Below are 12,118 nucleotides of genomic sequence, written 5' to 3'. Positions count from 1 at the left end.
TGCCGAGCAGGGCCGGTGTTGCCCAGCCTGGGCGACAGAGAACGGACCCGACCCGCAGTTTAGGAGGGCCGTTCTCAGGCATCGCAAGGCTCAGCAAGGGGAATACAGGTTTTCTGGCGAGAGATTGAAACCCAAGCCGATCGGGCAGTTAACCGGCAGGCGAGGGAGCGGACTCCAAGCCGATCAGGCAGTTAACCGGCAGGCGAGGGAGCGGAATCCAAGCCGATTAAACCAGCACCGTGCTGTTCCATGCCGCCATGGCCAGCGCAGCGCGTTGCTCAACTACCTTGGCTACATTGGCTACACCGTCCAGCCCCGCGGTCAGCCATGTGCCGCCCACCGCTTGCACTGCTTTGATTTCACGCCACTGCGGCATGTTTTCAAGTGTTACGCCACCAGTGGGCACAACGCGTGCTGCGGCCAATGGCGCTGTAATGCCAGCAAGGGCTTTGGGGCCACCAGCCGCCATGGCCGGGAAAAATTTCAGCAATTCAAACCCCAGTTCAAGCGCGCGCATCATTTCCGATGCAGTGGCCACACCCGGCACCCAGGCATATCCCTTGTTCAAGGCATGCTCGGCCAGCACTTCCGTTAGGCCAGGCGAAATGAACAGCGTTGCCCCCAGGTCAGCGGCTTGATCAAACTGCGCTGGTGTCAGCACGGTGCCGGCAGACACATTCATGTCGGGAAAGCGTTTGGCTATTTCACCCAAGGCTTGCAGTGCTTCCGGGGTGCGCAGCGTAATTTCAATTTGTGTAATACCGCCCGCACACAAGCCTTCGGCGATTTCCAAACCCTGCTTTACATTGGGAATCACCACCACTGGCAACACACCTTGGCGCAGCCAGTTGCGGGTGCGTTCGGCGCGGGTGTCGGGGGCGAGTTGCGTGTTCATGGCTTGTCCTTGTTTCATTGGGGGAACAGGTTGCTTGCGCCTTCCTCGGCACTGCTCACTGTGTTTCTCCACACCTGGAAATATCCGCGGCCATGGCTGACTGCTTGCGCGGGTGTGGGCATGGGTTCGCGCAGGCTCAAATCGGCCGTGGTGTGCAGCACGCCTTCATTGGCATCCACCCGCACCACATCGCCATCGCGAAGTCGTGAAATAGGGCCGTCGGCTTTGGCTTCCGGGCACACATGAATGGCCGACAACACCTTGCCAGAAGCGCCACTCATTCGGCCATCGGTCACCAAGGCAACGGGCAAGCCTTGGTCTTGCAAAATACCAAGAATGGGCGTGAGCTTGTGCAGCTCGGGCATGCCATTGGCACGCGGGCCTTGGTGGGCCAGTACAACCACCACGGCCTCGGTCAGTTCGCCGTTGTTGAACGCATCAATCACTTGGTGTTGGTCGGTGAACACGCGGCAAGGCGCCTCTACAAATCGGTGTTCCTGTTTCACAGCCGATACCTTGCATACACCGCGACCCAGGTTACCTTTCATCAGGCGAATGCCGCCGTCGGGCTGGAAGGGGTTGGTGTAGGGGCGCAGCACATCAAGGTTGCGTGAAGCGCCCGGTGTGCGTGTTGAAAAAGTTTCTGTCGTGGGCAGCACTTCAGCCACCGTGTTGGCCATGGTAGTGCCCCACACGGTGGGGGCTTCACCGTCTACAAAGCCGCCGTCAATCAGTGTGGCCAGCAAGCCGGCTGTGCCGCCTGCGGCCTGAAATGCATTTACATCTTCGGTGCCGTTTGGGTACACCCGTGTAAGCAGCGGGGTGACGCTGGAAATGGTTTCAAGGTCGGTCCAGTCGATCAAATAGCCTGCCGCGCGGGCCACGCTCACCCAGTGAATGGTGTGGTTGGTTGAACCACCCGAGGCCATCAGGCCGACCAGTGCGTTTATCAGGCAGCGGGAATCAACCAGTGTGCCAAACTTCAAGGCAGGGTTGCGCGTGGCGCTTTCAAGCGCGCGCACGCTTTCACCGATCAGCGCCTTGCGCTGTGGGCTGCTGGGCAACTCGAACGCGCCGCCGGGAAACTGCAAGCCCATGAAATCGAGCATCAGCTGATTGGAATTGGCCGTGCCGTAAAACGTGCAGGTACCCGGGCTGTGGTAAGCCTTTTCCTCGGACTGCAGCAGGTCCTCGCGCGTGGCCTTGCCTTGCGCGGCCAATTGTCGGGTTTTGGCTTTCTCGGAATTGGACAGACCTGTTTCCATGGGCCCGGCGGGGATAAATACAAAGGGCAGGTGGCCAAAGCCCAACGCGCCAATCAACAAACCAGGTGCAATTTTGTCGCAAACACCCAGCAAAATGGCGCCGTCGAATACATCGTGCGAAAGACCAACGCAGGCGGAAAGTGCAATCACATCGCGTGAAAAAAGCGACAGCTCCATGCCTTCGCGGCCTTGGGTTACACCGTCGCACATGGCCGGTGTGCCGCCCGCTACCTGCGTGGTGGCGCCCAAGGCACGCGCGTGTTTGGCAATTAATTCAGGGTAAACCGCAAATGGCTGATGGGCCGACAACATGTCATTGTATGCAGTCACAATGCCCAAGTGCGGCGACTTGTGCAATGAAATAACGCGTTTGGTGTTGCTTGGGTAAATTGCGGTGGTGTGGGCCAGGTTGGCGCAGCCAACAGCTGTGCGGTTTTGCGGGCCTTGTGGCAGGTTGTTCAAATAGGCTGCGCGCGTGGTTTTGGAACGTTGTTCGATGCGTTCGCGAAGCGCCTGCAATGTGGGGTTCAAAGTAGTTGCCATGGCGCAAACCTCGAGAAGATAACTTGTGAATATGCATTGTTTGTAACATAATTACAAAAAACTAGCAATTAATGTAACTAACTTGAACAATTGAGCCGGAACCTAAAATGACTGACAATTCCCCCCTGCCCGTTGGCGCTTTCACCTTTGTGTTGCATGGGGCGGGCGGCGATTTGGCCAAGCGTAAAATAATTCCGGCACTGGCGCACTTGGCGAAATCGGGATACTTTTCCGCGGAATCCAGAATCATTTTTGCCCAGCGCGAAACCCTAAGCCCTGAACAGGCTTTGGCACAAGTCGATGCGTTCTTGAAAGCGGCTGGCGACGAGGCAGCACGCGAATCGATTCCGGCGTTGCTGCCCTACCTGCATACCTTGCAAGTGGTGCTTGGCACACCGGAATCGTGCAGAGCCATGGCCAACGCTGTGGCTGGCAGCCCTGAACCTGTGGTGCATTACGCCGCCCTGCCTTCGTCACGATTCATCGATTTGATCAATTGTATTCCCACAGTGCGCGACCCCGAGAAACTTCGCTTGGTGCTGGAAAAGCCCTTGGGTTTCAATGCGAAAGAATCTGCCCTGATTGAAGAAGCCGTGGCTGCGAAACTGGATGAATCGCAGGTGTACCGCATCGATCACTACCTGGGCAAACAGGCTGTGCAGAATATGTTGGCTTTGCGTTTGGGCAACCGCATATTCGAACCCTTGCTCACCCGCGAGCATGTGGCTTATGTACAAATTACTGTGGCCGAAGATTTGGGCGTGGAAGACCGTGCCGGTTTTTACGAGCATGCCGGTGCGCTGCGCGACATGGTTCAAAGCCATATTCTGCAACTGCTGGCCATTGTAGCCATGGAGCCGCCCGTCAGCCTGGAGGCGAATTCATTGCGCGACGAAAAACTGAAGGTACTGCGTTCACTGAAAGTGCCCCAAATTACAGGCGTACCTGAAATTGTGGTGGGTCAGTATGGCGAGGGTTATGTGAAGGGCCAGGCTGTGCCCAAGTATCGCAACGAGAAAGGTGTGGCTGCCAATTCCACCACGGAAACTTATGTGAGTTTTCGAACCGAAGTGCAAACCTGGCGTTGGGCAGGTGTGCCGTTTTTGGTGCGCACAGGCAAACGCATGCCACGCCGTTTTGCAGAAATTGTGATTCAGTTTCGCGATGTGCCCAAGCCCCTGTTTGAACCTGTGGGCGGCCAATGGGTGGGCAACCAGTTGGTGATTCACCTGCAACCCGAGGACAAACTTGAACTGAAGCTGCTTGCGAAAACACCAGGTGAGCGAGAACGCTTGAAGCCTGTGTCACTGGACCTGGACTTTTTCAATACCTGGCGCATTCCCGTGCGCGATGCATACGAGCGATTGATCACCGATATTTTGCGTGGTCGTCTGGGCTTGTTTTTGCGCCGGGACGAGGTGCAAACACAGTGGCAATTTGTAGACCGTATTTTGAATGACTTGAAAAGCCACGGCATGGAACCTGTGCCTTACACCAGCGGCACTTATGGCCCTTCATCGGCCACAGCCATGGCTTTGCGGGCTGGTGCATTGTGGTCGGAGGACGGTTTGTGATCGACGACAAAGATTCCCAACTGCGTGACGACATTCGCCTGCTGGGCGCCTTGTTGGGTGAAATCATCGCCGAGCAACAGGGCTTGCCCGTGTTTACGGCCATTGAAGAAGTGCGACAGTTGTCGGTGCAGTATCGGCGCTTTGATGACAATGCAGCACGCGCCAAACTGGAGGCGCGGCTTGAGGAACTGACCCAAGACGAGACCATTTCGCTGATTCGCTCTTTCTCGATTTTTTCGATGTTGAGCAACATTGCCGAAGACTGCCATTTGATTCGCCGCAATCGCCAGCATGAGTTGGCCGGAATGCCTGCGCGTGAGGCCAGCCTGGATTACACAATCCCCGAGTTGGAACGCGTGGGTGTAAATCGTGATGCAGTACTTGCACGCCTGAAACAAACCGAATCTGTGCCAGTGCTTACCGCGCACCCCACTGAGGTGCAGCGCAAAAGTGTGCTGGATGCACAGCAAAGCATCATCGCCCTGATCCGCCACCGCGATGAAATTCAATTGACGCTTGAAGAGGCCAACGCCTGGCGGGATGAACTGAAAGCAGCTGTGCAGCGCCTGTTTCAAACCCGTTTGCTGCGCCGAAACAAATTGAGTGTGATTGACGAGGTCAACAATGCGCTGGCCTATTTCGACTCTACTTTTTTTGCGCAGGTGCCGCAGGTGTACCGCAAGCTGCAAAGCCTCCTGAATTTGCCCAGTACGGACAACTTTTTGCCGGTGAATGAAGACCCACTGGGCAAGGTGTTGACTGTGGGCTCGTGGATCGGCGGCGATCGTGATGGCAACCCGTTTGTGACTGCGCAGGTGCTGGACACCACGCTGAAAATTCAAAGTCGCAAGGTGCTGGAGCATTATCTGGCCGAGGTGAATTGCCTGATTCGCGAATTCAGCGTGACCGATTATTTCTTGAAACCCAATCCGCCTTTGACCGAATTGGCCAATGCCTCGGGGGAAGATTCAGCCCACCGCATGGATGAAACGCTGCGCCGCGCCTGTGTGGCAATTCGCAAACGGCTGGAAGCCACCTTTCAGCAAGCGGCTCAGGGCGAGTGCACTGCCCAGGCCTATGCAAGCCCAGCTGATTTTCTGGCCGATTTGAATACCCTGTTTTCTGCGCTGAATGACAACGGCATGCAGCGAATAGCCGAAGGCCGTTTGGCACTGCTGGCGCGCAAGGTGAAGGTGTTTGGTTTCTCTTTGATGGCTTTGGACCTTCGCCAAAACAGCGATGTGTTTGAAGAGGTGATTGCTGATTTGCTCAAGCAATCTACCTTGGGGAATATTGATTACCTGGCCTGTGGCGAAGCCGAACGCGTTGAGCTTTTGTGTGCTGAACTGCGCACCCCTCGTTTGCTGTTCAGCGATTCCCTGCAGTACAGCGAGCGCACCCATTCAGAAATGGCGATTTTCAGAAAGGCCAAACTTGCGCATCAAATTCTCGGCGCCACTGCCATTCAAAACTGCATCATTTCCAAAACCGCATCGGTGAGTGACCTGCTTGAACTGGCGGTGCTGCTGAAAGAGGCCCATTTGTTGAATGTGGCCAAGGGCGAGATTGCAGTCAATGTGGTGCCTTTGTTTGAAACCATTGGCGACTTGCAGGCCGCGCCCGACATCATGAATCGTTTGTTCGGTATCCCGGAATATCGGGCCTTGGTGGGCTCGCGCGGGCATGTGCAGGAAGTGATGCTGGGCTATTCAGACAGCAACAAGGATGGCGGTTTTGTCACTTCCGGTTGGAGCCTGTACCAGGCCGAAATTGGTTTGGTGGATGTGTTTGCAAAACACGGCATCAAGATTCGCCTGTTCCATGGCCGGGGTGGTTCGGTGGGGCGCGGCGGTGGTTCGAGCTACCACGCCATTTTGGGCCAACCACCGGGTGCAGTGGATGGTCGCATTCGTTTGACTGAACAAGGCGAAGTGATCGCCGCCAAGTACGGCATTGAATCGCTGAGTCGGCGCAACCTGGAGGTGTTGGTGTCTGCGAACCTGATGGTGTCTGAACACACCGAGCTGACGCGTGAAGTCCCTGCGAAGTACTTGGAACTCATGGCGAAGTTGTCGGAACATGCCTTCAAAGAATATCGGGATTTGGTTTACAACACCGATGGTTTTCTGGAGTACTTCAAACAGTCCACGGTCATTTCTGAAATTGCCAGTTTGAACATTGGTAGCCGCCCTGCTTCCCGCAAAGCCAACTGGACTATTGAAGATTTGCGCGCCATTCCCTGGGTGTTCAGCTGGGCGCAAAGCCGTGTGATGTTGCCGGGGTGGTATGGCTTTGGCACGGCAGTGGCCAAATTACGCAATGGTTTGAATGAAGCGGAATTGCTCGAGTTGCAAGCCATGGCGAAACAATGGCCCTTCTTTAACACCATGCTGTCTACATTGAACATGGTGCTGGCCAAGGCCGACATGGCGATTGCATCGCGCTACGCCGCCATGGTGGAAGACGCCGCACTGCGCGACAAAGTGTTTGGCCGCATTGCCGCCGAGCATGCACGTGCCGTGGAAGGGCTGTTGTGGCTGACTGGGCAAAAAGAATTGCTTGCAGACAATCCCTTGCTGAAACGTTCTATTCAAGCGCGTTTTCCGTATGTCGACCCGCTGAACCATGTGCAGGTGGAGTTGCTGCGCAGGCACCGCCAGGGCGAACTGGATGAACGCGTGGCTCGTGGCGTGCATTTGTCGATCAACGGCATTGCCACCGGGTTGAGGAACAGTGGGTAAATTCAAGGAGCCAATTTTTGGAAACGATACACATTGCCGACTGGAACGAGTTTGTTGCCCTGAGCACCGAGTGTGATGGTTGGGCGTTTCGGGGTTTGCAAGATGCCGACTGGCCCTTGCTGAGTTCGCTCTCGCGTTATTTGCAAAATTACGTGCCCGATAAATCCTCCTGGCGTTTGCGCGAAGAACGCGCCTTTCGAATTTTTCGCCGCAAGGCGCACAATTATTTGCCCGATGCCAGCGTGCTGGACGACGACATTCGTTGCCTGGCTTTGATGCAGCACCACGGTGCACCCACCCGCATGCTTGACTTCACCAAGTCGCCTTTTGTGGCTGCGTTTTTTGCACTGGAAAGGGCGGTCAAAAATTCGGCCGTGTTTGCCTTGGACACACCACGTTTGTGGATGGCCACGCCGATCAACAATGCCACCCTTCACCGCGACATGATCGACCCCCGAGTTCGTGGGAATTTCGAGCGCTATTTTGCTTCGAATGCCAACGACATTATGTGGGTGGGCGAACCTGACCGAATGGATGGGCGGCTGGTGGCGCAATCGGGCACGTTTGTGGTGCCGGGTGTGCTGGACAAACCGATTGATGAAATTATTCAACAGTACGAGACCGGCCCCGCGATGATCCGCAAGTTCATTTTGCCGGCCAGTATTCGCAAAGAAGCCATGTTGGCCCTGTACCGAATGAACATTACGCACGCCACCTTGTTTCCCGACCTCGACGGGCTTTCACGCTCCATTTCCTATGAGCTTGAAATTACCTGGCCCGGGCATGCCATGGCAGCCAAAAAAGTACAGTAAGCAACCCTGTGCGAGTTGTTGAAGGGCTCAGCTTCGGCTTTCCTGGCGGTACTCTTCAAGCTTGTTGCCCCGGTAAACCTGTTTAAAGAAAATGGGTGTCAGGAAGGTGGTGACAATGCCCATTAACACCAGGGTTGAGAACATGGTAGGGCCAATAAAGCCGTTCTGATAGGCAATGCCGGCCACCACCAGTTCCATCACGCCACGGCCGTTGAGTACTGCCCCCAAACCCAATGATTCCCGGTGGTCCATGCCTACCATCAAGCCCCCCAGCCATCCTGCAAACAATTTGGTGATAATCGACACCAAAATAACCACGAGCGGGAAGTTCCATTCGGTCAGGCTGACAAGTTGCAATTCAAGCCCCAGATACGCGAAGAAAATAGGACCCAGAAAACCGTTGGTAATTGACCCGAGCGTGCCTTGCAGGTCTTTGTAGCGCGAGGCGATGAAGTGTTTTTTGTCCAGAAACAGCGCACCAAAAAATGCACCAATCACAAAGTGAAAACCCAAAGCCTCACTGATGGTGCCAAACACCAGAACAAACACAATCACAATGCCGAACAAGGCTTCAGGACCAAATACCTTGATCATGGATTCTGGCAAGGCCTGCACATTCACATTGCGTTTTTCGAGCCAGTTCAGCAATTGGTTCAGCCCCACCACCACCAGGCCCATGGCCATCAGTTTCAGGGTGGCTATGCCCACAGCCACGCTGGCGTCGCCCAGTGTGAGTGTTTCAGGCAGGTTCAGCACAATGCCCAGAATGAATAGCGCAGCCACGTCGTTGACCACTGCAGTTGCCAGTGAAAATTTGGCAATCGGGGTGTGCAAAATTCCGAGGCTGTCCATCAGCTTCACGGCCACTGGCAGTGCGGTGATGGAAATGCACAGGCCCAGAAAAATCATGCGCATGATGTCCTGACCAAATGCTGCTGCCACCAAAACACCACCACCGAAGGGAATGAAAAAGCTGATGGCTGCCAACATAAGCCCGCGCCCTTTCATGGCGCCCACAATGTCGGAAAAGCGCATTTCAAGGCCGGCATTCAAAATGATCAGAAACACGGCCAATTCAGTAACACCAGCAAGGGCTTTGTTGGGTTCAATCAAACCCAGAATGGCAGGGCCCAGCAATACCCCGGCCAGAATTTCACCGATGAGCTCGGGCTGGTTGTAGCGTGCAAACAGGCGGCCGAACAAGCGGGCGACTACAATAAGCAATAGCAAGCTGGACAGCAGTGACATAGGGAAATTTACAGAAAGATGGCGATTGAGTTTACCACTGGCAAGCCTAGGGTTAACTCGGAGAACTCAATGTGGTCAAATGTGCTGTTTCAATCTTTTGACGTGGCGTTGTATGTCCGATTCTGAAAAGCACCTGGAAGAAACCTGCATCACCAGCACACGCGTGTTTGACGGGCATTTGATGAAAGTGAACCAGGACACGGTGCGCCTGCCCAATGGCGAACAATCGGTGCGCGAATACACGGTGCACCCGGGTGCGGTGGCCATTATTCCCATTCTGGATGATGGTCGCTTTGTGATGGAGCGGCAATTTCGCTACCCTTTGCACCGCGTGTTTCTGGAATTCCCGGCTGGCAAAATTGATCCGGGTGAAGACCCAGTGGCCACGGCTCACCGGGAACTGCTGGAAGAAACCGGATATGTGGCGCAAACGCTGGAATACATCACCACCATTCACCCGGTCATTTCCTATTCCACAGAAAAGATCGAGTTGTATGTGGCGCGTGGTTTAACCCTGCAAGAGCGACAGCTGGACCACAATGAGTTTCTGGACGTGGTGCTGGTTGAACCTGCCGAGTTGATGAGGCAAATCAAGGCGGGTGAAGTGAGTGATGTGAAAACGATTATTGGGGCGTTTTGGGTGGCACAAACCTGAAGTCGCACAGTGGGTGCGCTTGTGCAATGGTTTGGGCGCGTTGCAATTGCAAACCCCACTGCGCAGCCATTTGGTGGTCCAGGCTGCATGCGGCATGGCGGGTTAGTTCAGGCACGCCCTGCTGTTTAAAGTAATTGGCCAGCGGGCAAACAGTGACATCAAAGGCCACCGCACTGCTGGTGGGGTGCACTGTGCGTGCAAACGGTTTGGTGAACATCACCTTGAACATGAGGTTGGTCAACCACCGTGCGCGCACCAGTGCTTTTGCGCTGCGCAGGCGAGACAGCTTGAAACCCAATTCAATCGGTGGACCAAATATTTGCCAGTTGATGGTTTCAATCAACTGGCCTGCCTCGGTGCGAGGCATCCCCTCTTCAAGTGCTGCGCGGTACAAGGCCACATCCCATTCCATGTAGCGCATGATCAACCCCAAGCCCAGCGAATGAGGCGGGCGTGTGTGTTGAATACTTTGTTGAATGCGCTGCGCAGTTTGCCACAGTTGCGCAGTGACAACCGGTTTGACCTGCCTGCCAAAAGCATGGCCCGGAAAGTAAAACCGCAGCGCAGCCAGCAGGTTCATGGCGAGGCCTTAAAACTGAAGGTCGCGTACATACGGGTTGCTTCGGCGTTCCTGACCAAAGCTGTCTTCTGGCCCGTGGCCTGGAATAAACACGGTGTCGTTGCCCATGGGCCACAAGCGGTTGCGAATGCTGTCTATCAGGGTTTCATGGTCGCCACCGGGAAAGTCCGTGCGGCCCATGCTGCCTACAAACAGCACATCGCCCACAAACGCACGTTTGGCTTCCTCCGAGTGAAACACCACATGGCCCGGTGTGTGGCCCGGGCAGTGGCGCACATTCAGGGTGCAATTGCCAATTTGAACCGTGTCGCCATCGGCCAGCCAACGGTTGGGTGTGAAAGGCTTACTCAAGGGAAAGTTGAACATGCGGCTTTGGTCGGCCAGTCTATCGATCCAGAACTGATCGCCCTGGTGTGGGCCGATGATGGGCAAGTTCAATTGCTCGGCCAGTTCTGCCACCCCACCCGCGTGGTCAATGTGCGCGTGGGTTAGCCAGATTGCTTGCAGTTCAAGATTGCGCTCAGTAATCGCTTTGTTGAGTTTGTTCAAATCGCCACCGGGGTCGATGATGGCGGCCTTGTTGGTTTCACTGCACCACACGATGGAACAGTTTTGTGCAAAGGGTGTAACAGGAATGGTGTGGTAGCGAAGCATGTGGCGTGTGGGTGAATACAGTGGAGATATAGTAGTGAAATTGTGGTGTTGATTCAAATTAACCCGGTTCAATTGATCAAGAAAAAAGGGGGTTCGAGTTTATGGGAACACTGGCATATCGTAGATTTCTGGTGGTACTGGCTGTGGCATTCGCCGTGGCATTTGCCTTGGTGTGCATTCCGCCGTTCATCGACAACCCAGACATTGTGGGTGCGTTTGCGGGTGGTTTTGTGAACCCCTATGCTTCGGGTTATGCCATGGACATTTTCTTCACCTGGGCCGTGTTGGCCGTGTGGGTAATGTACGAGGCCAAAGTGAAGGGCATTCGCCACGGTTGGGTGGCGTTGCTGCTGGGCGTAGTACCCGGTGTTGCCACCGGGTTTGCAGTGTACCTGTTGATTCGTTTGAATCAGGAACAGGCAGCCGCTTGAAATTACACCGCCAGCGGATGATCGGCCATGTCGTGATTCACATCAGCGTGGCCTTGTTCATCTTTGCGCACGGCGATGACCACATCGCGTAGCTTGGCATCGGCGGGTAGTTTGTAATAGTCGATTGCAATTTTCGGTGCGGCGATGTTTTCAATTCGCCCTGCATCAATTTCCGCAAGGTAGTCGGTGTAGCTAACCACCGCCTGGTTTTCGAAGTAGCCCACCATGCGGTGAGCGGTTTTCGGGAAGAACACATACAGCACGAAATAGAAGTGCCAAAACACCAGTTGGGCAAACAACACCAACATCCGCTCGCCCACACTGGGCTTTGCAATTTCAATAAAAATCATCAAATGCATGCGTTCGTTTTCCGCTTCTTCAAGCAGGGTTCGAATAGTGGGGCCATAGCCGGTTTTCATTTTCCGCAAGCTTTTCAGGTGGATCCACATGCCAGCCACCATGCCGGGTACACCTGCCACGGTTTCCAGAATGACCGCCCGATGACCGTAGCGTTTGGCAAAGAAAGTGTCGGCAAACCAGCGAAAAAACATGGTCAGCGATTTTGCGAAACGGTCTGAAAAATCTTTGGGGGTGGGTTCTTGAGGCAATGCTTCCATGGGCGCTACTTCCTGAGGTGAGGTGACAACTTGTTTATTTTTTTAATGAGTCTACGCTGATTGGAATGTGGGGGCTAGCCCTGGGTAATGACAGACGGGACCT

The 12,118-nt window shown here is 54.8% G+C and carries 11 protein-coding genes; 5 read left to right on the top strand and 6 right to left on the bottom strand.

Features of this window, described 5'->3' with window-relative positions; all coding sequences use genetic code 11:
• Positions 1–226 precede the first annotated feature (226 nt).
• Together B4C79_RS04105 and edd are read right to left on the bottom strand one after the other, a co-directional pair.
• Positions 227–895, bottom strand: a complete 669-nt coding sequence (locus tag B4C79_RS04105; RefSeq protein ID WP_291740034.1) for a bifunctional 4-hydroxy-2-oxoglutarate aldolase/2-dehydro-3-deoxy-phosphogluconate aldolase — start codon at positions 893–895, stop codon at positions 227–229.
• Positions 896–909: 14 nt separating this feature from the next.
• Positions 910–2,703 carry a phosphogluconate dehydratase gene (gene edd, locus B4C79_RS04100; RefSeq protein WP_291740035.1) on the bottom strand — a complete coding sequence of 598 codons (1,794 nt, stop codon included), beginning with the start codon at positions 2,701–2,703 and terminating at the stop codon, positions 910–912.
• Positions 2,704–2,810: 107 nt separating this feature from the next.
• On the opposite strand from edd, the gene zwf reads away from it, so the two are divergent.
• From zwf to B4C79_RS04085, 3 genes are read left to right on the top strand one after another with little or no spacing between them, the layout of a single operon-like run.
• The gene (gene zwf, locus B4C79_RS04095; RefSeq protein ID WP_291740037.1) at positions 2,811–4,277 is read left to right on the top strand and encodes a glucose-6-phosphate dehydrogenase; all 1,467 of its coding nucleotides are present in this window, start codon (positions 2,811–2,813) and stop codon (positions 4,275–4,277) included.
• Positions 4,274–7,018, top strand: coding sequence for a phosphoenolpyruvate carboxylase (gene ppc / locus B4C79_RS04090; RefSeq protein ID WP_291740039.1), 2,745 nt, complete (start codon positions 4,274–4,276; stop codon positions 7,016–7,018). The genes zwf and ppc overlap by 4 nt, the downstream gene beginning before the upstream one ends.
• A 17-nt stretch (positions 7,019–7,035) precedes the next feature.
• The gene (locus tag B4C79_RS04085) at positions 7,036–7,830 is read left to right on the top strand and encodes an FRG domain-containing protein (RefSeq protein WP_291740041.1); all 795 of its coding nucleotides are present in this window, start codon (positions 7,036–7,038) and stop codon (positions 7,828–7,830) included.
• Between the two features lie 27 nt (positions 7,831–7,857).
• Here B4C79_RS04085 and B4C79_RS04080 read toward each other — a convergent pair whose 3' ends face one another.
• Entirely contained in the window at positions 7,858–9,078 is a 1,221-nt protein-coding gene (locus B4C79_RS04080) for a cation:proton antiporter (RefSeq protein ID WP_291751261.1), read from the bottom strand.
• Between the two features lie 112 nt (positions 9,079–9,190).
• Between B4C79_RS04080 and B4C79_RS04075 the strand changes: the two genes are divergently transcribed.
• The gene (locus B4C79_RS04075) at positions 9,191–9,733 is read left to right on the top strand and encodes an NUDIX domain-containing protein (RefSeq protein WP_291740045.1); all 543 of its coding nucleotides are present in this window, start codon (positions 9,191–9,193) and stop codon (positions 9,731–9,733) included.
• Here the strand turns inward: B4C79_RS04075 and B4C79_RS04070 are convergent.
• The gene (locus B4C79_RS04070) at positions 9,702–10,313 is read right to left on the bottom strand and encodes an L-2-amino-thiazoline-4-carboxylic acid hydrolase (protein ID WP_291740046.1); all 612 of its coding nucleotides are present in this window, start codon (positions 10,311–10,313) and stop codon (positions 9,702–9,704) included. The two genes, B4C79_RS04075 and B4C79_RS04070, sit on opposite strands and share 32 nt — an antisense overlap.
• A 9-nt stretch (positions 10,314–10,322) precedes the next feature.
• Positions 10,323–10,967, bottom strand: a complete 645-nt coding sequence (locus B4C79_RS04065) for an MBL fold metallo-hydrolase (protein ID WP_291740048.1) — start codon at positions 10,965–10,967, stop codon at positions 10,323–10,325.
• 101 nt (positions 10,968–11,068) lie between these two features.
• On the opposite strand from B4C79_RS04065, the gene B4C79_RS04060 reads away from it, so the two are divergent.
• On the top strand, positions 11,069–11,398 hold the full coding sequence (locus B4C79_RS04060; RefSeq protein WP_291740050.1) for a DUF2834 domain-containing protein: 330 nt from the start codon (positions 11,069–11,071) through the stop codon (positions 11,396–11,398).
• 2 nt (positions 11,399–11,400) lie between these two features.
• On the opposite strand, the gene B4C79_RS04055 is transcribed toward B4C79_RS04060, so the two are convergent.
• Positions 11,401–12,015, bottom strand: coding sequence for an alternative oxidase (locus tag B4C79_RS04055; RefSeq protein ID WP_171096972.1), 615 nt, complete (start codon positions 12,013–12,015; stop codon positions 11,401–11,403).
• Between the last annotated feature and the right edge of the window lie 103 nt (positions 12,016–12,118).

Origin of the sequence: Limnobacter sp. UBA7229, assembly GCF_002473065.1 — a bacterium.
GTDB classification, from domain to species: domain Bacteria; phylum Pseudomonadota; class Gammaproteobacteria; order Burkholderiales; family Burkholderiaceae_B; genus Limnobacter; species Limnobacter profundi.
This window is presented reverse-complemented; position numbering and strand designations above follow the sequence as displayed.